This is a genomic window from Streptococcus sp. F2 (assembly GCF_056500955.1).
Genome location: NZ_JBWKAI010000025.1, coordinates 1 through 25,764 on the forward strand (window position 1 = coordinate 1; position 25,764 = coordinate 25,764).

General features: G+C 37.6%; 25 protein-coding genes. 13 read left to right on the forward strand and 12 right to left on the reverse strand.

Translation table 11 applies throughout. The annotated features are described in order from the left end of the window. Positions 1-374, reverse strand: a 374-nt coding sequence (locus ACYTR8_RS07950) for an IS110 family transposase (protein ID WP_479641970.1), incomplete at its 3' end; no start/stop codon positions are given. Between the two features lie 303 nt (positions 375-677). On the opposite strand from ACYTR8_RS07950, the gene ACYTR8_RS07955 reads away from it, so the two are divergent. Continuing rightward, positions 678-2,072 (forward strand): oxaloacetate decarboxylase subunit alpha, encoded by a 1,395-nt coding sequence (locus ACYTR8_RS07955; protein ID WP_269760762.1) that lies wholly within the window; start codon positions 678-680, stop codon positions 2,070-2,072. Positions 2,073-2,209: 137 nt separating this feature from the next. On the opposite strand, the gene citC is transcribed toward ACYTR8_RS07955, so the two are convergent. Further along, positions 2,210-3,262 carry a [citrate (pro-3S)-lyase] ligase gene (gene citC / locus ACYTR8_RS07960; RefSeq protein ID WP_269760761.1) on the reverse strand — a complete coding sequence of 351 codons (1,053 nt, stop codon included), beginning with the start codon at positions 3,260-3,262 and terminating at the stop codon, positions 2,210-2,212. A gap of 267 nt (positions 3,263-3,529) precedes the next feature. After that, positions 3,530-4,012, reverse strand: a complete 483-nt coding sequence (locus tag ACYTR8_RS07965) for a PASTA domain-containing protein (RefSeq protein ID WP_479641971.1) — start codon at positions 4,010-4,012, stop codon at positions 3,530-3,532. A gap of 165 nt (positions 4,013-4,177) precedes the next feature. On the opposite strand from ACYTR8_RS07965, the gene ACYTR8_RS07970 reads away from it, so the two are divergent. The 5 genes from ACYTR8_RS07970 to ACYTR8_RS07990 are packed head-to-tail and all read left to right on the forward strand — an operon-like array spanning position 4,178 to position 9,542. Continuing rightward, the gene (locus ACYTR8_RS07970) at positions 4,178-5,143 is read left to right on the forward strand and encodes a S41 family peptidase (protein WP_479641972.1); all 966 of its coding nucleotides are present in this window, start codon (positions 4,178-4,180) and stop codon (positions 5,141-5,143) included. 36 nt (positions 5,144-5,179) lie between these two features. Beyond that, complete coding sequence (locus ACYTR8_RS07975; RefSeq protein WP_111716388.1) at positions 5,180-5,932, forward strand: ABC transporter ATP-binding protein; 753 nt, start codon at positions 5,180-5,182, stop codon at positions 5,930-5,932. Position 5,933: 1 nt separating this feature from the next. Next, positions 5,934-7,889: an FtsX-like permease family protein gene (locus ACYTR8_RS07980; protein ID WP_479641973.1), complete on the forward strand. Its 1,956-nt coding sequence runs from the start codon at positions 5,934-5,936 to the stop codon at positions 7,887-7,889. A gap of 43 nt (positions 7,890-7,932) precedes the next feature. Continuing rightward, a complete protein-coding gene (locus ACYTR8_RS07985; RefSeq protein WP_269760756.1) occupies positions 7,933-8,598 on the forward strand; it encodes a DNA-binding response regulator in 666 nt (221 codons plus the stop codon). Further along, positions 8,595-9,542: a sensor histidine kinase gene (locus tag ACYTR8_RS07990; RefSeq protein ID WP_269760755.1), complete on the forward strand. Its 948-nt coding sequence runs from the start codon at positions 8,595-8,597 to the stop codon at positions 9,540-9,542. Before ACYTR8_RS07985 ends, ACYTR8_RS07990 begins: the two co-directional genes overlap by 4 nt. 59 nt (positions 9,543-9,601) lie before the next feature. Here the strand turns inward: ACYTR8_RS07990 and ACYTR8_RS07995 are convergent, their stop codons facing one another. After that, complete coding sequence (locus tag ACYTR8_RS07995) at positions 9,602-10,144, reverse strand: Gx transporter family protein (RefSeq protein ID WP_111716380.1); 543 nt, start codon at positions 10,142-10,144, stop codon at positions 9,602-9,604. Positions 10,145-10,303: 159 nt separating this feature from the next. Here ACYTR8_RS07995 and ACYTR8_RS08000 point away from each other — a divergent pair, with 159 nt between their 5' ends. The 5 genes from ACYTR8_RS08000 to ACYTR8_RS08020 all read left to right on the forward strand — a co-directional run bounded on the left by ACYTR8_RS08000 (position 10,304) and on the right by ACYTR8_RS08020 (position 15,933). Continuing rightward, positions 10,304-12,196 carry an NAD(P)/FAD-dependent oxidoreductase gene (locus ACYTR8_RS08000; RefSeq protein ID WP_111716376.1) on the forward strand — a complete coding sequence of 631 codons (1,893 nt, stop codon included), beginning with the start codon at positions 10,304-10,306 and terminating at the stop codon, positions 12,194-12,196. Between the two features lie 78 nt (positions 12,197-12,274). Next, positions 12,275-13,273 (forward strand): polyprenyl synthetase family protein, encoded by a 999-nt coding sequence (locus ACYTR8_RS08005; protein ID WP_111716373.1) that lies wholly within the window; start codon positions 12,275-12,277, stop codon positions 13,271-13,273. 90 nt (positions 13,274-13,363) lie between these two features. Further along, a complete protein-coding gene (locus tag ACYTR8_RS08010; protein WP_443597633.1) occupies positions 13,364-13,870 on the forward strand; it encodes an FMN-binding protein in 507 nt (168 codons plus the stop codon). Between the two features lie 70 nt (positions 13,871-13,940). Continuing rightward, positions 13,941-14,993 (forward strand): FAD:protein FMN transferase, encoded by a 1,053-nt coding sequence (locus tag ACYTR8_RS08015; RefSeq protein ID WP_479641974.1) that lies wholly within the window; start codon positions 13,941-13,943, stop codon positions 14,991-14,993. Continuing rightward, positions 14,983-15,933, forward strand: coding sequence for a 1,4-dihydroxy-2-naphthoate polyprenyltransferase (locus ACYTR8_RS08020; RefSeq protein WP_479641975.1), 951 nt, complete (start codon positions 14,983-14,985; stop codon positions 15,931-15,933). The genes ACYTR8_RS08015 and ACYTR8_RS08020 overlap by 11 nt, the downstream gene beginning before the upstream one ends. Before the next feature lie 70 nt (positions 15,934-16,003). Here ACYTR8_RS08020 and ACYTR8_RS08025 read toward each other — a convergent pair whose 3' ends face one another. Continuing rightward, complete coding sequence (locus ACYTR8_RS08025; protein ID WP_479641976.1) at positions 16,004-16,444, reverse strand: NusG domain II-containing protein; 441 nt, start codon at positions 16,442-16,444, stop codon at positions 16,004-16,006. 76 nt (positions 16,445-16,520) lie between these two features. Continuing rightward, on the reverse strand, positions 16,521-17,591 hold the full coding sequence (gene xerS, locus ACYTR8_RS08030; protein WP_111716362.1) for a tyrosine recombinase XerS: 1,071 nt from the start codon (positions 17,589-17,591) through the stop codon (positions 16,521-16,523). Between the two features lie 638 nt (positions 17,592-18,229). On the opposite strand from xerS, the gene ACYTR8_RS08035 reads away from it, so the two are divergent. Further along, positions 18,230-19,474: a peptidoglycan bridge formation glycyltransferase FemA/FemB family protein gene (locus ACYTR8_RS08035; protein ID WP_479641977.1), complete on the forward strand. Its 1,245-nt coding sequence runs from the start codon at positions 18,230-18,232 to the stop codon at positions 19,472-19,474. A 29-nt stretch (positions 19,475-19,503) separates the two neighbouring features. On the opposite strand, the gene ACYTR8_RS08040 is transcribed toward ACYTR8_RS08035, so the two are convergent. From ACYTR8_RS08040 to ACYTR8_RS08065, 6 genes are all read right to left on the reverse strand, one after another. Then, entirely contained in the window at positions 19,504-19,926 is a 423-nt protein-coding gene (locus ACYTR8_RS08040) for a cupin domain-containing protein (RefSeq protein WP_003058336.1), read from the reverse strand. Between the two features lie 124 nt (positions 19,927-20,050). Then, entirely contained in the window at positions 20,051-21,121 is a 1,071-nt protein-coding gene (locus ACYTR8_RS08045; protein WP_111716358.1) for a HAMP domain-containing sensor histidine kinase, read from the reverse strand. Next, positions 21,105-21,797, reverse strand: coding sequence for a response regulator transcription factor (locus tag ACYTR8_RS08050; RefSeq protein WP_111716356.1), 693 nt, complete (start codon positions 21,795-21,797; stop codon positions 21,105-21,107). Before ACYTR8_RS08050 ends, ACYTR8_RS08045 begins: the two co-directional genes overlap by 17 nt. Before the next feature lie 78 nt (positions 21,798-21,875). Next, on the reverse strand, positions 21,876-22,559 hold the full coding sequence (locus tag ACYTR8_RS08055) for an ABC transporter ATP-binding protein (RefSeq protein ID WP_479641978.1): 684 nt from the start codon (positions 22,557-22,559) through the stop codon (positions 21,876-21,878). A 2-nt stretch (positions 22,560-22,561) separates the two neighbouring features. After that, positions 22,562-23,650, reverse strand: a complete 1,089-nt coding sequence (locus tag ACYTR8_RS08060; RefSeq protein ID WP_111716351.1) for an ABC transporter permease — start codon at positions 23,648-23,650, stop codon at positions 22,562-22,564. 181 nt (positions 23,651-23,831) lie between these two features. Then, positions 23,832-24,857: a Gfo/Idh/MocA family oxidoreductase gene (locus ACYTR8_RS08065; RefSeq protein WP_479640621.1), complete on the reverse strand. Its 1,026-nt coding sequence runs from the start codon at positions 24,855-24,857 to the stop codon at positions 23,832-23,834. Between the two features lie 174 nt (positions 24,858-25,031). Here ACYTR8_RS08065 and ACYTR8_RS08070 point away from each other — a divergent pair, with 174 nt between their 5' ends. Beyond that, positions 25,032-25,724, forward strand: a complete 693-nt coding sequence (locus ACYTR8_RS08070; RefSeq protein ID WP_111716346.1) for a LexA family transcriptional regulator — start codon at positions 25,032-25,034, stop codon at positions 25,722-25,724. The last annotated feature ends 40 nt before the right edge of the window (positions 25,725-25,764 follow it).

The window sequence follows — 25,764 nt, forward strand, 5'->3', positions numbered from 1 at the left end:
TTGAGCGGGGGAATAAAGCTAGAAGCAACTAAATCATGCTTGAAGAGGTCGGCTATCCATTGCGCATCTTTCTTGTCGGTTTTCTTTCCTCGAATAGCTTTGACATATTTGGGATGAGCTAAGCAGACATTGGTCTGTTCTTCTAGGATATTGAAAACAGGAATCCAGTATTTACCAGTAGATTCCATACAGACATCGAAGCAGGAATAATATTCCAACCAATCACGTAGCTGAATGAGACCATTGGTAAAGGTAGAGAACCGTTTACGATGGTACTCAGTAATTCCTTGATTATTGGTGATGGCAATAACTGCTACGACAAAAGTTTTATGCACATCAATTCCACAACAATTAGGATAAACGATTTTTAACATAGGAGGAAACTCCTTTCTCAAAAGTAGAGAAGCTCCTATCCCTTGACTGCTCTTCCCTTTCACAAACGAGTCGCTTATCCAAGTATAAGTTTACGTGCTCTTAGTCACAGTTAGTTGTGCTTGATAGGAAGAACCACACCTATAATTATTCGAGGTAGTAGCTGAACTACTCACTTACTCTCCTCCCCGTGATTTGTAGTAGTGATAGGGCTTCTCACTGTTATTATAGACAAAAATAAAGAGCATAACACCTTTTCATTCAGTGTTGTGCCTTGAGTGAAACGAAAGGAATAAATTATAATTATGACGAAAATCCGTATAACGGAAACAGTTTTACGTGATGGTCAACAAAGTCAGATTGCCACACGTATGACAACTGAGGAAATGATTCCTATTCTAGAAACTCTAGATAACGCTGGTTATCATGCCCTTGAAATGTGGGGAGGGGCAACCTTTGATTCCTGCCTACGCTTTTTAAATGAAGACCCTTGGGAACGCCTTAGAACCATTCGCAAAGCGGTCCAAAAAACCAAGTTGCAAATGCTCTTACGTGGACAAAATCTACTTGGGTATCGCAATTATGCTGACGATGTGGTCAGATCCTTTATTCAAAAATCAATTGAAAATGGGATTGATATTGTCCGTATTTTCGATGCTTTAAACGACCCACGCAACCTTCAAACAGCAGTATCAGCTACCAAAGAATTTGGTGGACATGCTCAAGTGGCTATTTCCTATACAACCAGCCCAGTGCATACCGTAGACTACTTCGTAGACCTTGCGAAAGCCTATCAGGCAATTGGAGCTGATTCTATCTGTATTAAAGATATGGCCGGAGTGTTAACTCCAGAAACAGGTTACCAGTTGGTCAAACGTATCAAGGAGAATACAACTATCCCTCTTGAAGTTCATACCCATGCTACCAGTGGTATTTCAGAAATGACTTACTTAAAAGTGGCAGAAGCAGGAGCTGACATTATTGATACGGCGATTTCCTCTTTTTCAGGAGGAACCAGTCAGCCTGCCACAGAATCAATGGCGATTGCCTTGACGGATTTAGGCTTTGACACAGGCTTGGATATGCAAGAGGTAGCCAAAGTTGCAGAATATTTCAATACCATTCGTGACCATTACCGAGAGACAGGGATTTTAAATCCCAAAGTCAAAGACACTGAGCCAAAAACATTGATTTACCAAGTTCCAGGTGGTATGCTATCAAACCTATTGAGCCAATTAACCGAGCAAGGCCTAGCTGATAAATACGAAGAAGTCCTGGCAGAAGTACCTAAAGTAAGGGCTGATCTTGGGTATCCGCCACTCGTAACGCCATTATCACAAATGGTTGGAACACAGGCCTTGATGAATATCATCTCAGGGGAACGCTACAAGGTAGTTCCAAATGAAATCAAAGACTATGTTCGAGGGCTATACGGTCAATCACCAGCGCCATTAGCAGAAGGTATCAAAGAGAAAATCATTGGTGACGAAGCAGTCATTACTTGCAGACCAGCCGACCTAATCGAGCCTCAAATGATTTATCTGCGTGACGAGATTGCTCAATACGCTCGTTCAGAAGAAGATGTGCTAAGCTATGCAAGCTTCCCGCAACAAGCTAGAGATTTCTTGGGACGCCGTGAAGATCCTTTCTATGATGTTCCGGTTCAAGAAGTTACTGTACAACTGGACATTCAAGACTAACAGAGAAAATAGCTAATCCTCTTAACCATTAATCTCCTTGGTTGAGGAACTAAGCGTTTTTTCTTAGTGAAACGTATTTGCTGTAAGAATAATACCAAAAACCTACCTGATTTTGAAAATCAGGTAGGTTTTTTATCTCAATAATGTTTGACAGACGAAGTGGACTGTATCTTTTCAATAATGGGACGGGCTTCTGGTGAACGAAAATAATCCAAAGACGTTTTGGGAAGAAGTTTTGCCAATAGTTCCCAATCATTATCTTTCAATGCCTGCCTAGCCGTTGAGGCACTGATAGGATCTTGCTGCTGATTGATAGCTTTCCTTGGCAGAATATCTAGGAGGATACCAGCTTGCTGCAACTGCTGAGCCATGATTTCATTGTAAATAGCAGTTACTCGGCTGGTTGGCTCTTCTCCAACGTATCTTTTATGAATATGTAGGGGCTGAGCAATTTCAACAAAGATTGCCGTATCTAGTAAGGCTTGGCTCTTAATCACGTCATTGTCTTCTTTTTGGAAATAGGCTGGGAAAGTCGCTTGGCTAATCAAATAAGGACCTGTTTCATGATATATGACATTATCAAGATGAGCTAGACCTTCTTGAATCAACCTCTTTCTCACCGAAAAAGGAATTAGACTGCGGTCTTCACTGACCATAAACAGATGAACCCAATCATTTTCTCTTGCAGCTTTCTCCACTAAAAATTGATGCCCTAAGGTAAAGGGATTAGCGTTGATAACAATAGCAGCAACCTTATCCCCTATGTGCTCAGGAGTCTCAAGATCATTTAGGTAGTTTTGGAAGCCATTTTTTTTATTTTCCAAAAAGCTAATATGATGATCAATATGAGCAATTTCAGTAAAACCAAGATCCTTGAAAAAAGCAGTAGAGGAAGTTTTAGTATAGACAAAAAGATGGAAGTTACCAATAGCATATTCTTCATCTATCAGATGACTAACAATTCTATTAAGAAGACCTTCTCCTTGATAAGCTCGGGAAACACAAAGACAGCGCAAACTATTTCCAAAATAAGAACCTGTGGCAATGACATCACCAGAATCATTAAAAATAACACAAGTATAATCTAAATGAGCATCTAAACGTATTCCTTCTTGATGAAGTAGGTTCTTTACTTTGGCCATTGTCGTTTTATCTGAAGGAAAGACTTTTGAAATGGTATAGTGAGACATTTCTTCTCCTTATCTATGGTTTTATTAAATCATATCATAACAACTCATTTACGAACCATCCATTACTAACTCAATCGATTAATTAGTCCCGTAAAATTAGTCAAGCTTATTATAACATGATTTCACAGCTATTTTATCAGCCCATTGGGCTTAAGAACAGCAAAAATACTAACTTTAAGACTTCAAAACTATAAGTATAACAGAAGCGCTCTACTATCACTTATAGCCAAAATAGACTAACCCTTAGATGGATTAGTCTTATTTTTATCAGCGATGTTTTTTAAAAGGAAAACGAATATGTTTCACAGACTCAAACGTATCCGCAAGTTTTTGATTGCGTTCCACAGTCCGTAAGGTTTCTTGGTCTAATAAGTCTTGGCTTTTTTCTAAGACATCAACGGTAATGTAGTAGAGTTTAACCAGGCTTCCTATCTTATGTTTACCAGATTTTGGAGACATGGCAACCACTTCATTGAGGCTACTGTGAAGCCATTTTTTATGGGGCTTAGCAGGTACAGTTGCGACTACAAAGCCCAGCTTTTCTAAATGAGCTTGTGCGTGATCAACAGGAAGATTGACCACATCATCTATCATGCGTAACTGCATCTCCCTTTCATGTTTTTGTTCCATCCGTTTTTCGATAATTGGTCGACTGTTATCAATCGTTTTTCCAATAATTTCAGTGGTGTCAGGAATAATTGACATCAATTTCCCAACTGCTCCCAGAGCTTTGCTTATTTTCTTTGGCATCTCTTTTCTCCTCGAATCGTTTCTTTCTTTTATTATAACAAAATGTCTGAAAATAGCATGCGATAAACCTTACAGAACTGTAAGTTAGCTCATTAGCATTGTAAGGTTATTACTTGCCTTTCTGGAGTAAACTAGAGTTACAAAACAAGAAAAGGAGAACGACCGATGAAACGGTATTCCAAAGGATTAATCATTTTAGGTATTCCCTTATTAATCATAACAGGCATAGCTTTTTATGGGATTCAGCGTTATGGACCTAACTTTAACCTTTATCTATTTCCACCCAGCGTTCAAAAATATGGGGATATCGCCTTAGAACGCTTAGACACACTCGGCTTATATGCTCAAGGAGAGCAGTGGAATAAGACACGTCAAGAAACTCACAAATCGTTAAAAAAAGCTAAGTCTTACAAAGAAGCGCAACAAATACTTCAGAAGGCAGTGGTCGTAGCAGGAGGAAAACACTCTCGTTTAATCAATAAGACCAGTTTTAAAAAAAGCTCAATGAAACATCCTCAACCGCAAATCCGAGCGGAAGATGATGGGGTATTGTATCTCAAGGTACCTGCTATCGAAGCACTAGACAAAAAAGCAATGACAATTTACGCCAATCAATTAAACAAGCCTCTCACTAAAAAATACAAGGGTATCATTGTCGACTTACGTGGCAATACTGGTGGCAATATGGCACCGATGCTTATTGGTCTATCAGGACTTTTACCAGATGGGGACTTATTCCGTTTTGAAGATAGATACCATAATCAACAGGTCATACAGTTAAACGGACATGAATTGAGTCATCAGGAGAATCTCCAGTTGGAGCAATCCGTTATCAAGCAAAAAGTTCCTGTTGCAGTCCTTATTGATCGCTACACAGCCTCATCAGGAGAGATGACCGCCTTTGCTTTTCAAGGACTTGAACATACCCTATTTTTTGGAGAAGCAACAGCTGGCTACACCACTGGAAACCATGTTATCCCTTTATATGATGGTGCCTTGTTGGTCATTACTAGCAGTCGTGTCATTAACCGTCAAGGACAAGCCTACGAAAACAATCCAATCCTCCCTGATAGAGAAAGTAAAGACCCACTCACTGAAGCCAAAGTATGGTTATCAGACGTTACAAAATAAGATATAATAGACATAAGGTTGTCAAAGGAGTTTATCATGTTATTAGAAATCAATCACCTCGAAAAAATATTTCGCACGCGCTTTTCTAAAGAAGAAACGAGAGCCCTACAAGATGTTGACTTTAAAGTGGACAAAGGGGAGTTTATCGCCATCATGGGGGAGTCTGGCTCAGGAAAAACAACCCTCTTAAATATTTTAGCAACTTTGGAGAAGCCAACAAATGGTTCCATCTTTTTAAACGGTACCGATGTTACCAAAATCAAAGAAAGTCAACTTGCTGATTTTCGTCTCCAAAATCTCGGCTTTGTTTTTCAAGATTTCAATTTGCTGGATACCTTGTCTGTACGAGACAATATTTTCTTGCCTTTAGTGCTAAATCGTAGACCTGTCAAAGAAATGGAATCTCGACTAAATCAAATTGCCCCTAAATTACACATTGATTCCCTTTTAGACAAACGACCATTTGAACTATCAGGCGGACAAAAACAACGCGTCGCCATTGCTCGAAGCCTCATTACGCATCCACAATTGTTGCTTGCTGATGAACCCACAGCCGCATTAGACTATCGTAATTCAGACGAACTGCTCAACCTGTTTGAAGACATTAATAATGACGGTCAAACTATTTTAATGGTTACCCATTCAGCAAATGCTGCTAGCCATGCTAAGCGAGTATTATTCATTAAAGACGGCCGTATTTTCCATCAAATCTATCGAGGCAATAAAACCAACTTAGATTTCAACAAAGACATCTCCATTGCCATGACAGGCCTTTTAGGAGGTGAGTAGGATGTTTTACCTCAAATTAGCATGGAATAATCTGAAAAATTCTCTAAGCGTTTCAGCTCCTTTTTTACTGGCCAGTACTGTCCTCTATATGCTTAACTGCATTGTCCTCATTATTCTCATGAGTCCCATATCAGAAAATATGAGATATGGCAAAATGCTTCTAGGATTGGCCATTGTGATCTTAGTCTTATTTGCTCTCATCATGGAAGTTTACAGTTACCGTTTTTTACTCAATCAAAGAAGTCGAGAATACGGTCTCTATAACATGCTGGGCATGACCAAAAAGCAAATCAGTTGGGTCTCTAGTCTTGAGCTTATTTTAATGTATCTAGTGACAGTCGGAGTAGGAAGTCTCTTATCAGCTGTTTTCTCACACCTCTTTTACTTGATTTTTGTCAATTTGATTCATTCTCCTAAACTTACCCTACAATTTCAGATTAGTGCATTTCTCCTAACAGCCTTTGTTTTTGCGTTCATTTTTGGTTTCTTAGCCTTAGTGGGCTTGGTTAAGGTCAAAAAAACCTCTCCCTTAATGCTGTTTCGAGACAAGGAAAAAGGAGAAAAAGAACCACGGGGAAACCTCTTGTTGGCAGCTTTATCTCTTATTGCTCTAAGTATTGGTTACTATATTTCCTTAACTTCATCAACATTAACAGCTTTTGAAACCATCATTCGTTTCTTTATAGCCGTTATCATTGTCATTATTGGAACTTATCTGTTCTATATTTCCTTTATGACTTGGTATTTAAAACGCCGTCGTCAAAACAAGACTTACTTTTATCAGCCAGAACATTTTGTTAGCACGTCACAAATGATTTTTAGAATGAAACAACATGCTGTAGGACTTGCTAATATCACTATTTTAGCAGTAATGGCGTTTGTTTCTATTGCAACAACAACTGCCTTATATACCAACACAGAATCATTGGCAGAACAGCTTTTTCCAAGAAATAGTAAAATTACGTTTGATAATCCTTCTCTAACTCATCAAGACGAGATTTTTCAAAAGGTTATCCTAGACAAGATTGATAAAAAAGCATCTGACTTTCTGATTTATAAAGACACCATGATATCATTTGAAATCTCTCGAGCATCTAAAATTGTGGTTACCAAAAAGGAAGTGATGCATCCTAACATCGCCAAAACTGGTTTTGTTTACCTCGTTACTCAAGATGACTTCCGTTCTCTGGGAAATCAACTCCCTCAATTAAAAACAGGCCAAACCGCCTTCTTTAAACAAAAAGGGGATAGCCAGCTAAAAGAACTCGATTTACTTGGCTACCATTTTGAGAATGTCCTTAACCTCAAAACCGTTCACTTCCCTGAAGCTGCCAATACCTATAATCCTGGAGTCTTGGTGGTTAGTGATGAAGCTACCTTAAATAATATTCAAAAAACATTTGAATCAGTGACTCATTATGGCTTTGAACCATCAATAACTGCCTACGCTAATCTCACTAAAGAAGAAATAGCGAACCTCCTAGATGACAAGGGAACCATCAGTGATAACGGTCAATTTATTGGTAATATAGAAACAAAAGAAGACTATCTTATGGGAACCTACGCCCTTTCAGGAGGTTTCCTCTTTACAGGATTCCTACTTGGCTTTAGTTTCATTCTTGGTGCAGCCCTCATTATTTATTACAAGCAATATTCCGAAGGTCATGAAGATCAAAAATCATACAAGATTTTACAAGAAGTAGGGATGAGCAAAGAACAGGTGAAAAAGACCATCAATTCACAAATTCTTTTAGTCTTCTTTATGCCGATTACCTTAGCTGTCGTCCATTTCTGTGCAGCACTTGTTATGCTCAGACAGATGTTATTATTATTTGGCGTGTTAGACTCAGTACTCATCTATCTCGTCAGCGCAGCCACCATCGCTATCATTATTTGCCTCTACTTTACCATTTATAAAGTGACCAGTCGAACGTATTATCGGATTATTGAAAGATAGGAAAAGTGGCGATTTTTCGCCACTTTTTTGGTAGAATAACAGTATGACAAAACACGATAAAATTTATATTATTGAAGATGATGAGACCATTTTAACCCTTCTTCACAATCACCTTAGCCAATCTTATGATGTTAAGACGGTTACTAACTTTAGGGATATCAAACAGGAGGTCCTTGCCTACAAGCCAGACCTTATCTTAATGGATATTACCCTGCCTTTTTTCAATGGTTTTTACTGGACCACTGAAATTCGAAAACACTTAACGATTCCTATCATTTTTATTTCCAGTAGTAATGATGAGATGGATACCGTTATGGCTCTTAATATGGGGGGAGATGACTTTGTCTCGAAACCTTTTTCGCTAACCATTTTAGATGCTAAAATAGCAGCCTTTTTACGGCGTGCACAACAATTTACTAGTGACGACATTAGTCTCGATCAGTTTAAACTCCATTTTGACGGTACCTTTTCAAATGGGAACGAAGCTGTTACTTTATCACCAACCGAACATAAAATCCTAACCATTTTGATGACTAGACATCAAGAAATTGTTTCTAAAGAAGAAATCTTGGAAAGACTTTGGGAAAATGATAATTTTATTGATCACAATACCCTGAATGTCAATATGACACGTCTACGCAAAAAAATTGCAACTATTGGTTTTGACCGTATTCATACTATAAGAGGAGTGGGGTATCTCGTTAAATGATAAGAGCTTTTTTAAAAGAATATCGTTTCTTTTACAGTCAATACATCATACTTCTAGGCCTTTACTGGTTGGTTTTTTACCTCTATCATCTTCAAATGAAGTATTTTCTCACAGCTAACTTAATCGCCCTCACCATATTAGGTCTAAATAGCCTGTGGAAATATTATCAATTCAGAGAAAAGATCAAGATTTTACAGGAATTTATTTATGTAAATGAATTGGATACTCTCTCTTTACCTAGCGATAAGGCTTACCGTTCCTTGATTCTTAAGCTGAAAGAAGCAGAAGCTGCTCAACTATTACAACAAATCAAGCAGCAAAAAAACATCGAGTCCCTCATCAAAATGTGGTCTCATCAAATGAAACTCCCTTTATCTGCTCTGTCTTTAATGGTTCAAACCCAAAGTACGGATGTAAAAGAATACCAACAGCAAGTTTTCCGCTTAGAAAAATACCTCAATAACCTCTTAAGTTATTTAAAATTTAAACAGCATCATGACGATTTTCGTTTTCAAATAGTGTCTGTAAGAGAAATCATTTCTTCTATTGTGAAAGAATCTCGTTACTTATGTATTGCTAAAGAGCTTAGTGTGACCATTCAAGGAAACTGTCAACTGAAGACAGATAAAAAATGGTTGAGGTTTGCCTTGATGCAATTGATTGACAATGCTATAAAGTATTCAACCAAAGGTGGAAACATAACCATAACATTAAACGATAAAAGTATTATTATATCAGATAATGGTATCGGAATACTAAGTGAAGACCTGCCACGTCTTTTTGACGAAGGGTTTACTGGATTTAATGGACATGAACATCAAAAGGCAACGGGATTAGGGCTTTATATGACCAAAGAGATTTTAGATCAGCTCAACTTAGACATAAAGGTTAATAGCCTAATTGGGGAAGGAACTCAAGTCATCATCTCTCCTCTAACAAGATAAAAAAACTGGAAGTCATTAGAGTGCCTCCAGTTTTTTACGTAATTTTGTTTATGTCAATGCTAAATAATCCAATCATCCAGTAACTCTTGATGAAACTGTCTTAGAGGGGTTACCTTTAGCAGTAAATAGTTACCTGCTAATCCAACAAAGAAACCTGATAAAATACCGCTGAAAGAGAGTATAGGGAGATAATTAAGCACTAACCAAGATTTTGCAATAAAAGCAAAAACCAGTAATTGACCTACATTATGCATGATACCGCCGAGAGTCGAAATTCCAATCACACTCACCCGTTTAGGACCTAATGCTTTTAAGCTTAACATCACTAGAAAACTCAAAAGTGTCCCTGAAAAACCATAAAGAAAGGTTGAAAAAGTTCCACTTAAAAAAGTTGAAATAGACAGTTTTAACAAAATAACCTTGGCACTATCTATGGGTTTTAAGGTAAATAAAGCTAATACGGTAATGAGATTGGCTAAGCCCAACTTAGCCCCTGGTGCAAAAGCAAATGGCGTAGGAATAAAGCGTTCATAGAAGGAAATGACCACCGCCTGCGCTGCCAGCATCGTAATAAATAATAATTTTTGAGATTGTTTGTTCATAGCCGTTCTTTCTATCTCTTAATACACCCCATTTTAACACAAGAGCCGGCCAAAAAGTCAACATAAACGATTATTCTGTGACTGTTCTATTAATATCATCTTGAATGTCACTAGATAGTATGATATAATAGCCCATGAAAACGTTAACGGAGGACACCTATGACACACAATATCGTCATTGTCGGTGCCGGTTATGCGGGAATTGCGTCCGCTAGATACTTGGCAAAAACATTTAAAAAACAAGATGATGTCACCATCACCCTGATTGATAAAAACTCATTTCAAACTTACATGACCGAGCTGCATGAAGTAGCAGCTGGACGTGTTGAACCTGAAGCCATTAAATATGACTTGCAACGTATTTTTAAAAAATACCCAAAAGTTCAATTAGTGACTGATAAGGTCGTAGCTATTGATTACGAGCGTAAACAAGTCCAAGCAGAACATCAAAGCCTTGACTTTGATTACTTGATCTTAGCCATGGGAGGAGAAGCCAATGATTTTGGTACACCAGGCGTCAAAGAACATGGTTTTAGCTTATGGTCAATTGAAGCAGCAGAAGCTCTACACTATCATATTCTAGATGCTTGTTACCGCGCTATGAAAGAGCACGATGTGGCTAAACGCAGAGCCCTCTTAACCTTTACTGTTATTGGTGCTGGTTTCACTGGTATTGAGATGATTGGAGAACTCATTGATTGGGTACCAATTCTTGCCAAACAATTCAAGCTGGATGTTAAAGACTTCTCCTTAAAAGTAGTAGAAGCCATGCCATCTATCTTGAATATGGTGACCGAAAAAGAACAAACTAAAGCCCAAAAATACCTTATCAAAAAAGGAGTTGAACTTGTCCTGGCTGATGGTGTTGCTAGCGTCGAAGAAGATGCTCTTTACCTTAGCTCCGGTCGCAAAATTGATACCTATACTTCTATTTGGACAGCAGGAGTCAAAGCAAATACTGACACAAGTGAGTTTGACATTGAAAAAGCTCGCGGAGGACGCCTCGTTGCGAACCAGTACATGGAAACTTTGGAACATCCAAATGTCTATGTTGCTGGTGACTTGGTTTATTATGAAGATCAAAATCAAGATGGCAAACCAACCCCACAAATTGTTCAAGCTGCTGAGCAGACCGGTAAAACAGCTGCCCAAAACATTGCTGCAAGTATCAAGAAAACTGAAAAAGTTAGTTACAAAGGTAAGTATGACGGCTTTATGGTTTCCATCGGCTCCAAATATGGAGTTGCCTATTTGATGGATAAATTCCATATGTCTGGCTTCTTGGCTATGGCTGTCAAACACTTTACAAACTTACTTTACTTCTTTACGATTAGTAGTTTCTTTAATATCGGAGCTTACCTTAAACATGAATTCTTCGATATTAAGGATGGCCGTAATATTTTTGGAAGTAATTTATCCAGTAAAGGGAACCGTTTATGGTTAGTTCCTTTACGAGTTTTCTATGGATCATTATGGCTGTACGAAGGTCTTAAAAAAGCCTTTGGTTTGTTTGGAACCGAGTCTTGGTTCGGTGATAAAGTTGTCTTCCCATTCCCATGGCTACAAAAAGCCGCTGAGGTAACTTCTGGTGCTTCAGAAGCAGGTGGTGAAGCTGCTGCCAAGGGCGCAGGTGAAATGGCTAAGCAAATTTTTGGATTGAGCTATACCTATGGTGAAGAACCCATGCAAGTGCTTAAATCAATGCCTCACTGGTTTGAATCACTGATGAAAATCATGATGCCAAACCAAGAAGTGGCCCTATTTATGCAAAAAATGATGACCTGCTTAGAGATTGCAATTGGTCTTGCCTTAATCGTAGGAGCCTTTGTCTGGTTAGTCAGCGCTGCTACAGCAGCTTTAGTGGTTATGTTCAGCTTATCCGGTATGTTCTACTGGGTAAACATTTGGTTCATTCCTGTCGCCATTGCTTTAATGGCAGGAGCAGGAAGAAGCTTTGGACTTGACTATTGGATCATACCTTGGTTAGGAAATCGTCTAGATAGATGGATATATGGTAAGCCCAAACACCTTTATCTAAGGAAAAATCATTAAGTCGGCCTATAGCGAAAATAAACTCTCACTAGCCCTATCCTAGACTAAGGCAGACAACAAGTAAAGGAGAAATTAGTTGTGATTCATCCCATTTGGAAACATCATGATGACATCGAAGAGGCATTAGTCAGCGTTAAGCACATCATGATTTCTGAAATGTCATCGCTGCCTCCTGATATTAAAACGACTATTTTAGACTACATCAATGCTTCAGGAAAGTACCTTCGAGCTGGTCTTTGTCTCTATCTTGAAAAAGAAATCCAAGGGGAAATCTCTCAAGGAAAACTGTATCTTGCAGCAGCTATCGAAACCTTTCATTTAGCTACCCTTATCCACGATGATGTTATTGATGAGGCAGAGTTAAGAAGAAATATCAAGCCTCTACATCAGGTCTATTCTAATAAAATAGCTATCTATGCTGGTGATTACCTCTTGTCCTATGCGGGACGATTGGCTACTAGGGGAGCACAACTTCTAAATATCAAAGATAACTGGGAAGACAACGGGCCTCTTCCTTATCACGTCGTGGAACGTATTTTAGCTGGAGAATTAGCACAACTTATGAACCAGCACAATAGTCAAATGACTATGAAAGCCTATTTAAAACAAATAAAAGGTAAAACAGCCTTTCTATTTGGCTTGGCCTGTCAGCTGGGAACTTGGTATCCTAAGATTCCTCAGAAAACCTCTAAGGCAGCCTACCAGTTAGGTATCTTTCTGGGAATGGCCTTTCAACTGTCAGATGATTTAATTGATTATCGTCTGCGGGCTGATCAATCCGGTAAACCTAGATTACAGGATGTTCAAAATGGTATCTATACTGCACCGCTAATTCTAGGAATGGCGCAGTCACAAACCATCAAACAATTGGTTGACAAGCACCAAGCTGTGGAATGGAAAGAAGAAGAACTAATATTACTTTACAATCATTTGCTAAATACACAGGCTTTTGAAGCAACTGAAGCGTTAATTGAGAAATATCTTATGAAGATTAGTCAGACCAGTGGTCTATTGCCACTCAATCATCAAGAAGGTTTTTTAACCTTTATAAAACACATTTTAGCCAGACGGTATTAACAAAAATTAGTAAGGGCTTACAAAAACGGTCGACTTTTCATCACTTTTATGGTAAACTAATTAAAGGAAATTAAATTGGAGGTATTTTTAATGAAAAAGAAATTATTAACAGGTTCCCTGTTAGTTGCATCACTTGTCATGCTTGCTGCATGTGGTAGCAAGTCAGACGATAAATCAGCAACCTCATCAGAAGCTAAAACTGAAAAAGTTGCAAAATCTACTGATGATAAAGCTATGCTTAAAGATGGCACTTATAAAGCTGAATCAGCATTTGACGAACGTGGCTGGAAAGTCGTTCACACTATTACCGTTGCAGACGGTAAAATCACAGCATCAAACTTTGGATACGAAAATAAAGACGGTAAACTCAAAGCTGATGATGAACAATACAACAAAAACATGAAGGCAAAATCAGGCGTTTCTTCAAAAGAAGCCACTGAAAAGTTAAACAGCCAACTTGTTGAAAAACAAAACCTTGATGATGTTGAAGTTGTTTCAGGAGCTACACATACTTCAGAAAACTTCAAAAAATCAACTGAGGCACTTCTTGAAGCAGCTAAAGAAGGTAAAACAGATACTATTGACTTAGGCAAATAAGTTACTATCAGAACCGAGGAGTTGAGGGAACCCTTAACTCTTTGGTTTTTTTATGATAAAAGGAGGACTTATGAAATCTCTCAAATGCCTTGTTGCAATTCTTATCTGCTTATGCTTAGGAGCTTGCCAAAAAGAAAATGCCAGCCAATTAGCTGTTAGTGATTCTCCACTTGTTCGGACAGAACCCTTGTTGCACACTGTTGTTCAGCTCAGCATTTACCATGATCATCAAGAAAAAACAATGACTGAAGCGATTCAATACATCAAAGACATGGAAAAACTCTTATCTACCAATCTGGAAGGATCGGATGTTTATCGCATTAATCACCAAGCTGGTCAAAAACCAGTGACAGTTGACCCTAAAACCTACAGTATCATTAAAGCGGCGAAGCAAATGGCCGAAGCCAGTCATGGAAAATTCGATATTTCTATTGGCGCTATTACGAATTTATGGCGCATTGGAGACGATGTTGCTAGATTACCAAGCAAAGAAGAAATAGAAGCGGCTCTTCCTTATATTAATTATCAGAACATTCATCTTAATGACAAGGATAAATCAGTTTTTATTGAAAAGGGCATGACCTTAGAGTTAGGAGCTATTTCAAAAGGTTATATCGCTGACGGCGTTAAAGCCATTTTTAAAAAACACAAGGTCAATACTGCCATTATTAATCTGGGAGGAAATGTGTTAGTTCTTGGCACCTCTCCTAAAAATCCTAAAGAAGGATGGAACGTTGGCGTTCAAAATCCAGATCAAGTGCGAGGAGATACTGTTGGTACTGTTCATCTCAAAGACCAGTCCATTGTTACCTCAGGTATTTACGAACGCTTTTTAGAAGTTGACGGTAAAAAGTACCATCATATTATGGACCCCAAAACAGGTTACCCTGTTGAGAATAATATTTCCGGCGTCACCGTTTATACTAAAACCTCCTTGCAGGGAGATGAACTCTCGACCACTCTCTTTTTATTAGGAATCGAAGACGGCCTTAAGTTTATTAATAAGATGGATCACGTAGAAGCTGTTTTTATTGATAAACAAAATGGTGTCCATCTCAGTAAGGGACTGAAAAACAAATTTAGCTTAACCAATAAGGAGTATCATATCATCAATGGAAACTAAACCACTGACCTTGCCCGTTTTCTTGGAATTTGTTGAATTAAAAACAAAGGTAGCTAGTGTCTTTCCCATGTGTATTGGATTTGCTTGGAGTCAATGGCAATATCATCAGCTAAATATGACCAATAGTTTATTGTTTGCTTTAGCTGTGATTGCCTTTGACATGTGTACAACAGCTATTAACAACACTATGGACTATCACAAAGCTTATGATGTTACCTATCAGCGTGACGAAAATGTTATCGGAAAGCACCAACTCAATTTCAAAAGCATGACCTTTATCATTTATGGCTTGCTAATCTTTGCATCGCTTATTTCTCTGCTATTAGTGGTCAGAACAGATCTTTTGTTGTTACCTATCGGGGCTCTTTGCTTCTTAATCGGTATTTTCTATACCTTTGGTCCCTATCCACTGTCTAGACTTCCTTTAGGAGAATTATTCTCGGGAGTTACCATGGGATTTGGTATTTTTTTACTTGCGATTTATGTTCAAGACCCTCACCAGCTTTTTTACAGCCAATGGAATAGTGAGAGCATCTCCCTAACGCTAAAGTGGATGCAAGCCTTAAAAATTGGACTCATGTCTCTTCCTTTAGTGGCTCTTATTGCTAATATTATGCTCGCTAATAACATTTGTGACTATCAGCAAGACCTAAAAAACAGACGGTACACCTTGGTTCACTATTTAGGTGAACAGCATAGCCTTTATCTGTATACTGCCTTGCATAGCTTGGCTTGGCTAATGTTCGTCCTATTTATCATTTGGAAGTGGTTGCCTTTAATCGCATTACTAATCTTTTTAGCTTACCCCATTAGTTTCAAAACACTCTTAACCTTTTTAAAGAAACAAGTGAAACAAAAAACATTTATTGAATCCATTAAGAATTTTGTCTTAGTCAGCAGCATCTATTTACTGTTACTCATCATTCTTTGTTTCATCTAAAAAACAACCTCAGTTTATTGGGATGATCTAACATCACCAAAGTGCTGAGGTTGTTTTAATATGCTAGTAATTAAAGGGGTAGAATAAGCTCATCTTCTTCGTTTTGAGGTGAATCATCACTTGACCCTTGAATTTCAATAATCAGTTTATGAGGAAGGCAAACAGACACCTGGCCTGGCTGACTAATCCAGCCAGTTTTTACGGCAATCTGATCAGGGCTATTGTCTTCTTTAACGCGGATACGTTCACCATCAATTTCAATGATATTATAATGCCCTTTTTGTGGGTAGTAGGTCTTTTCTTGATGCTTTCCTCCTTTTTTCAAAGAAAATTCATCAGCTACCTGACCATTAATTTTGACTACAGCTACTAAATTCTGGGGCGAAGCAGTAGTTGGGCGATAGTAAGTTGTTACGACTAATGGAATAAAGGAAATCACAATAGCTAGGGTAACCAATAGATAGTCGTACGGTTTGAAATAAGATAGAATTGGTATTAGTTTTTTCTTCACAATATTATTTTAATGAAATTTTTGCAAAATGTAAATAATTCAGTATTTATTTTACATAATTATTTTTATGTACTTTTTATAATTTGTCTAAGGCGTTTTTTTGTTCATCGTTAACAATATGGGTATACAAATCGGTAACTTGAGTCGATGCATGCCCCAATTGATGACTGACCAAAACCTGGGACTTGGTCGCATCATAAAGACGTGTGGCTAATGTGTGTCGTAACTTATGGGGAGTCACACGAATTTTAAAATCTTGAGAGTATTTACCAACCATTTTTTCAATACTGGAGGCGTCCATGCGATTAGGAACCCCTCGATATTCCGTTAAAAAGAAAGCAAGGTCTTGTTTTTCAGCCTTATAACGATTCTTGCGAATAGCCAGATAAGCTTCTAAATAAGGTTTAGCAAAACCTGCAACATTCACTGAATCTCGTTTTCCCCCTTTGCGGATAACCTCAATAACCATCATATTAAGGTTAACATCTTTTAAATCAAGATTAACGGCTTCTGATAGACGAACTCCTGAGGCCAGTAGTAGGGCAATAATAGCTAGATCTCTCTCTTTATTTTTACGGAAAGAAGATTTGGCACGATTGGATAATTTGAGTTCATAGTCCTTATCTACATACTCTAGAAAACCCATGGTTTCATCCCCTAAAAAAAGCTTTTGTTTAATGTTTTCAGCTCTAGAAGCTAGGGTTTCTTTTTTCTTCTTCGTGGATACCTTCTTCATGACATTCCGATAGAAATAAGGCTCTCCCTGATCATTTTCAACCTCTTCAGTCAAATATTTATAAAGGCTTGATAAAGCAGACAAAGTGCGATTAATCGTTGTTTGAGAAAGACCCTCTTTGGTGGAATAAGTATTAAGAGAAGGGCGTTCTCTTAGGTACAGAACAAAGGTCTCTAAATCTTTCTTAGTCAGGTGTTCAAGAGTCGCTAAATCGATATCAGCAATGACAGTCGCATCCGTTAAGTCAGCATCCATTAACCAGTCAAAAAAACGTTTGTATTCTTTTAAATACTCATATAGCGTTGTAAAACTGTATGGGACAGCCAATTTTGACTGATAGTATTCTAACACATACCAAGGCATGATAGCTTTATAAGTTTCAATTTTTTCGAGTAATAAATCACGTCTCATATTATATTTCCTTTTTAAATACCTTATGATTAGAGAAATCGTTCTAACAGAAGTATATCACAACCTTATATATTTTTCAAGAAAATTACAGTTTTTCGGAAAGATGTTGTAAGGAAAATAACTGTCTCTCTCCTGTCCTTGTTTTACTAATTTCCCTGCATCTCTGCAGATACAACTATTTTTAGTTTACATACGCATGACATTAACAACCACCTTCTAAAACTGTTTCTTAAATCCTCTGAAATCGTCCATGTTGTTTTTGATCATTTTCATTTTAATCTATTTTTTCGTCGTGTCGTGTCTTTCTGTTAAGGCTCACTTTATTAGCTTTTCAGGTTTCGTTTCCTTTGTTTATAGCTATTCAATTCATGTTAGCCTAATTTAATCCTGTGAAATCACTTTTAGTAACTCTTTAAGGTTTTTGACTAATTTTCTAGCTCAGGAAATCCTTGTTTTAATTCTCTAGTTTATATTCTATAGACTAATGTTTACTTGTTAAAAAATATTTTTTACGAATGTGAAAAACACCTTGACATAATCGTTATTTAATTGTAATATATATGTAACAATAAGACATCAAAAAGAAATGTTTTTGTGATATTGAATCTGAATTTCTGGAGAAATGTTAGGATCCTACTATGAAAATCATTAGCGCTACTGCATCGGAATTTTTAGCTGCCCAAGAAGCTTTTTTAACCTCTAATATACTACAATCTCATCAGATAGCTGAACTGCAAGAAGAACGCAATCATTATAATAAAGTTGAACGCTTATTGTTCCTTGAAGATGAACAAGTGATTGGCTTGGCAGTTGTCGATTACCGGAAAAAATGGAAATATTTCCAAGAAGCCTTGGTCATTCAAGGTCCTGTCTTAGATTATTCAAATCCCTCACTAGTTGTTCAGGCAATCCAATCGTTGGAACACCATGTCCGTCAACAGCAGGCTATCGGTCTAATGTGCCACCCCTATCTTATCGATCAGCGTAAGGATGAAAACTTGGCCATTATTAGTCAGAATGAGAGTCAAGAGATTGCTGATGTATTTAGGCGTTTAAGTTACAACCGTTATTTCGATTCTGATTACTTATTCAATGGGATGATGCAAGTCTTTCTGAAAGACCTCCGACCGTATCGTAATTATCAAGAGATTGAGGCAAGTTTCTCCAATTCCCTCAAACGGAACATCAAAAAATATAGAAATTCTCACGTCAAAGTAAAAGAGTTGACAGCTACAGAAATTCCCTTATTTTATGATATTTTACAGCAAACTTCTCATCGGAAATCGTTTAGTATCCAAGACCTTTCTTTTTTTGAAACTCTAAAAGATAAGTTGGGAGACCAGGCAAAGTTTATGTATGCTTATCTTGACTGCGCAGCCTATCAAACCTATCTAAAGGATCACATCAATCGGTATCAGGAAGAAATTAAAGATTTAGAGAGTAAAGCAGATTCTAAAAAACGTAACACAGCTATCAAAAATGCGACGCAACAGTTAACCAGTTACCAAAAACGTTGGCAGGAATTCCAAAAACTTCAGGTAAAAACTGACCATTTACCTCTTTCGTCCTACCTTTTTATCGACTACGGCGATGAATTGCTTAGTTATTTTGGAGGTAATATTCAAGATTACTTTATTTTTGGGGGAGCAACTTTAATTAATTGTGACATGATTCGATATGCTAAAGAATCTGGTCTTTCTTATTTTAACTTTGGAGGTACCATCGAAGTTGATCAAACTCAAGAAGGAATTGGTAATTTTAACTACAAGAAGCAATTTGGCGGACAGCTTGTTCAATATTTAGGGTCTTTCACTAAACCATTAACAGTAATAGGTAAATGCCTTCTTTTCATGAGCACGAGATTCAAAAAGCAACACCACTAATCAACCAGTGGTGTTGCTTTTTGAATCATTTAATCTTCGTTAGGATCATTTTTAGCATCTTCATGCGTGTGATGAATGGTACCAAAAACGTGGTCTGGACCAGCATAAATTGAGTAGATTTTTAATGGAGTATCGCCAATATTTTGAACATTGTGCCAAGTATCTGCAGGAACTAAAATAGCATCGTCTCCTTCAACAACTTGCTCAAAATCAAGATGGTCTTCTGCATCTCCCATTTGACATAACCCTTTTCCAGATTCAATCCGTAAAAATTGGTCTATACCGTGATGAATTTCCAACCCGATATCATCGCCGGGCTCAATACTCATTAAGGTGACTTGGAGTTTCTCCCCAGTCCAAATGGTTGTACGGTAATTCTCATTTTGTTTGGTATAATCTTCAATATCAACAACAAAACGTTCTTTACCATGGTCTTTATAATCGAATGTCATAATATTGTCCTCCTTTATTAGGCGCTAGACTCATCCGAAATAAATCTGTACCCCAATGCTATCATAAAAACGTTTTCAAGTCAAAGAAAAGCATTGCTACTGACTAATGAACAATGAGCATCTACTAGCTTTCACTCATGCTTTTAGGAAAACAAACTACTACCTCTGTTCCTTCACCTAATATCGAATCAACAGCTAACTTGGCACCTAAGCGCTGACTAATTTTCTTCACGATTGTTAACCCTAAGCCGTAGCCTTGCTGAGAATGGGAACTCTCTGCTTGGTAAAATTCTTCAAACATACGATGCTTAACCGCGTCTGACATGCCTATTCCCTTATCTCTAATGATGACCTCCACCATGTTATCATGTTCCTCGCAAAAAATACTCAAGTCTACAGGAAGTGACGGTTTACTATATTTGATAGCATTGTCAATCAGGTTAGTCCAGATTTGCATGCACAAGTCTGGGATTGTTTCAAGGGTAACCGCGTCTGATTGAAAGTCAATCTGCAGTTCCTTGTCCTGCCATTTTTCAGCTAACAAAATAAGAGCATGTCGTAGTTGTTCATCAATGCGAACGCTTTGGACTTGATAGTCCCCTTTTTCGAGACGGGATAGATTTAATAAATCATCACACAAGCGTGATAAACGCTTGGTTTCAGACTGCATAAGTTCCAGTAACTCTTGTTGCTCTTTTTCAGGGACGGTCTTATCCAATAATAACTCACTGATACCTGATAGGGAAGCAACCGGGGTTTTCAATTCATGCGAAACATTTGAAATAAATTCTTGACGCATGATTTCTATTTGCTGAAGATCTTTTGTCATTGTGTTGAAGTTATGCGCTAACTCATCAATTTCATTATGAAAAGCTGCTTTTTGATGTGGGTATTTCCGGCGGTCGATTTGAACGGATAAATCCCCTTTAGATACTCTTGTAACCGCATCATTCAATTGACTAATTGGCCGAGTCAGGTAGATGGAGCCATACCACATGCACAAGGAACCTATGACAATACTGATAAAACAGGCAATGGCTGCTATCAGATGGATATCATGGCTGCTCAGGATATAATAATTTAGCAAGGCTGCTAATAAAATTCCTATCAAACAAGAAAAAATAAGAATGCTACAAAAAACCCAAACAAAATAATATCTAAGTGAGAAGGCTAGTTCTTTAGGAGGTTTGTCCATGATTAATTTGTCCTTTATACCCTAAACCACGTATGGTGATAATATCAAAATCTTGATAATCTTTGCATTTTTGGCGGATGCGTTTGATGCAGGCGTCAACCACGCGCTCATCGTAATCCTCTTCCATCCCCCAAATATCATCAAGCAAATCCAAGCGGGTAAATATTTTCTGAGGAGTGCTCAAAAGCTTATACAAGACATAAAATTCCTTGGGAGGCAGTTGCTCAATACGACCTGTTTTGAGGTCTGTTAAGGTCAAAGATTGATATTGCAATTTACAATTAGCCAGTTGCAATTCTTGTTCATGTTCCAGCCTAACCCGTCTAAGCAGGGCTTTAATGCGCAACACCAATTCAGATAAGATAATGGGCTTAACAAGATAATCATCAACACCTAACTCAAAAGCTTCTTCTAAGGATTCAAATTGAGATTTTGCTGTCATCATTAAGATTGGTAACTGCTGACCACTTTCTCGAAGCAGTTTTACGAGGCTATAACCATCCATAACAGGCATCATAATATCAGCCACCATGAGATCGATGTGCGTGTTCTCTAAATAATTTAAGGCTTCTTGGCCATTAGAAGCTACATGAACATGATAACCTTCTTGACCTAGTTTAGTTGAAATCACTTTTTGGAGAGACCAATCATCTTCCACTACTAAAATAGCAAACATTACTTTCTCCTCACCTTATACATTTATTCTTTAGTGCGTTACCTCATATTGTTTACATTATATCATGTTTCAGAAAAATCATAGGGAGATTTTATAGAGCTTTCCATGTTTCAGTTCGTAGACAGTATCTACAAATTCTAGTATCCGTTGATCATGTGTTACCATAACAGCAGCCTTATTCTGCTCCTTCACTTCTTTTTGTATTAAAGCAGCGATTTCACGTCCCCTGTCTTCATCCAAACTAGCTGTTGGTTCATCTGCTAAGATCAATTGAGGGGGGCTGATAAAAGCCCTAGCAATTGCTACTCGTTGTTTCTGACCACCCGATAACTGACTTGGATATTTGTTTTTGGACTCTAGTATGCCAAGTTGATCCAGTAACTCATCCATTTCTTGACAGCTTTCCTCTTTTGTTCGATCTGACGACAAGTTAGCTACCAGTTGTAATTGTTCTGAAATGGTTAAATAAGGAAGCAGTTGATGATTTTGGAAAATAAAACCAATTAATTCTCGACGTTTTTTTGTCCACTCACTCTGTTTGAGTTGAGTAAGCTCTTGTCCAGCAATATGCAATTGACCAGAATCGCTTGATAATAATAAGCCTGCAATGGTTAATAAAGTCGACTTTCCTGATCCAGATGGTCCCAAAACAGCAACAAATTCTCCCTCCGAAACACTTAGGTTAACCTGATCTAAAATCACCTTTGATTGATCACCATCCTGGAAGCTTTTTGAAATATTTGTTAATTCTAAAATCGCCATATTTATTCCTCATTTCCACTAATAACTTGAACGGGATCGACTTGTTTCACTTTTAAAAGTGTTAAACAACCGCAGATCATCGCAATAATAAAGAAACTAGCTGTTACTAAAAACACATCAGACCATACCAGATAAAAGGGCATGCTAGCAGGTAGTATTTGAGCCAGTAAAGTCGCCACAGCCACCCCAATACCTAAGCCTAAAATGGCTAAAATGGCTATCTGCGATAACTGTATTCCTGCTATTTCTGTCATGGACATGCCGATTGCTTTTAAGACTCCAAATTGTTTTAATTTTTGGAGGGTCAAGATATAAAAGAAAACCCCTAAGATAGCAGATGACGCTATGAGTAGTACCCAAGTAATCATGGTTAAGGTCATGTTTTCAGCAGCATAACCTGGAATTTTTGAAATAACGGTCTTTTGACTAAAGCTCTTTATTCCTTCTGGTAATTGAGCAGCCTTAACTGGTTTTTTAGTGAGGTAAGCTTGTGGCGCCCACTGATAAGACGGTAGACTTTCTTTTCGTAAGGTTTCAAATGTTGCATTACTGATAAAAGCCACTGGACTGTGCCCATACATTGCATCTTTGGCAAATCCTGATACCACTAATGTCTTTTTTGAGGCAACGTCTTTGACCACATCACCAATTTGAATGCCTTTTTCTTCAAAAGATTGGTCTAAAACAATGCTATTTTTTTGATGGAGTAAACCCTGTCCTGATGTTAATTTTGGCTCTAGCAATTGACCATTTTCAATAGCAAAATAAGTTACATCCTCTTTTTTATCAGATGATAACTGGCTAATGCTAGCGCGTTGAATCGCTAGTCCATTGGATGTATCAATGTTAGATTTCTTCAACTCATCGAGTTGCTTATCAGTCATCGTGGAAAATGTGATGAGCCCCTCAGAATCGCTTGATAGCAAATAAGTCACTTTCCCGTAATTCTCAATCTGTGAGCTTACTGCCCTACCCAATCCATTAGTTAGTCCCGTTAAAAAAACAACCATAAACATCATCACAATAATCAAAAGTTCAATAAGGATGAATTTTTTAGGATGATGTGTAATCTCTTTCCAAGCTATTATCATTTTTTTGGCCTCCTTTTTAATATGTTCTTATTTTAGAACACTTTTGTGACCTGAATATGACCAAAAAAACTCTTTATAGCCTTCCAAAGATTCATTTAAAGGGAACGACCCTTTAGCAATCGATGGGTATAGCTACAAAGAGTTAAATGCCTAATAGCTTATTGTGTAAAAGTTATTGAGATCAGTGGTTTTGTTCTTTCATTTGACGAATACCTTCTTCGAGAATCTCTATCTGAGCAATCGTTTCGTCATCTTTTACAAGTTTAGGTTTCCCCAAGCAAATACTATCATAAATAGCTTGGTACATTTGAGCATAGGAACCTTTTTCTGAAATGACTTTTTCGTCATGGTAACCCCCTTGATCGTCAATATAGGTTAGGGTGCCATAATCCTCTGGTCTATCCATACCGAAATCAGTGTTGGTCGGCATGTAAAATCGTTTCAAATCCTCTTCTTGACGATCCTTAACAGCTTTCACAAACATCCCCTTTTTACCATAAACGACAAAGCTTGGTCTTTCTTTAATTCGAAAATAACTCGATTTAATAGAGACTTTGAGGCTATTCGGATAATAAAAATCCAAATCAAAATAATCGTTCATGCGTCCCTCACCTAACAGTTGACGCACATCATAATGAACCTTATTAGGTTTTCCAAAGTAAGAAATAACTTGATCAACGGTATGACACGCATGCCCATACAAATAGGACGTGTTCAAAGAATACTGATCAACACTTTCTGGAATTTCTGGACGAAAATAGTCAAAGTGCATTTCGACTTCTAAGATATCTCCTAAAACACCTGAGTTGATTACCTTTTGAACCGTTAGAAAATCAGTATCAAATCGACGATTTTGATAGGCCTGTAAAAATACGCCTTTTTGCTTAGCCAAATCAAATAATTCTTTGGCTTCTGCTGCTGTCTCGGTAAATGGTTTTTCAACCAAGGTATTTTTACCTGCTTCCAAACACTGCTTAGCCACTGCATAATGAGCAGAGGGAGGGATGGATAAAATAACAAGTTGGATATCTGGATCGTTTAGGACCTCATCAATATTAACGGTATAAGTAACCCCTTCTAGTGGCTCCCAAGGACTAGGAAAAGGATCATAAATTGTTTTAATATGAATGTCTTTTAGTTGTTTAGCAAATGGAATGTGGTAGCGATTGGTGCTCTTTCCGTTACCAATATAGGCAATTGTTAGCATGGTAGCCTCCTTAATATTAATAGGTGTTCACAAAGATAAACTATTGTTATCATACGCTTTCTTAAGAAAATTGTCAAAAATTCTAATAATGATATCGTGTGAAGTGCTTGCTTTTCCAGCGTCATTTTGTTATACTTTTAGTAAAGTTATAACTTTACTAAAAGGAGTACTTTCATGTTTTCTGGAGATCAATTAAAAACAGCACGTTTGGCAAAACAACTAAGCCAAGAAGAGTTAAGTCAGCTATTAAATGTTAATAAAATGACTATTTCTAACTGGGAAAAAGGGAAAAACACCCCTAATCAAAAGCACTTTGAGCAGCTCTTAAGTCTATTTGGAGTAACAGCGGACTATTTCAACAAAGACCATCGTTTGCTGATTCCTTTTAATCAACTGCTTCCTGTTAATAAAGAAAAAGTTATTAGCTACTCAGAACAACTTCTTAATCAACAAATACCTATCACTAAGCTTCCTAATAAGTCCAAAAAACTTTATTCTTACCGTGTTTATGAAAGCTTATCAGCTGGTGCTGGCTACTCTTACTTTGGTGATGGCAATTTCGATGTGGTTTTTCATGATGAACAATTAGACTATGACTTTGCCTCTTGGGTTTTCGGGGATTCTATGGAACCCACTTATCTAAATGGGGAGGTCGTTCTCATTAAGCAAGACAGTTTTGATTACGACGGTGCCATCTATGCCGTAGAATGGGATGGGCAGACCTATATCAAAAAAGTTTATCGTGAGGAAGATGGCTTACGCCTTGTCTCCTTAAATAAAAAATATTCTGATAAATTTGCTCCTTACGATGAAGACCCAAGGATTATAGGAAAAATCATTGCTAATTTTATGCCACTAGAAGTATGATGCTATCGAAGTTAAATCATTAAAGGCATTCAAGTTTATA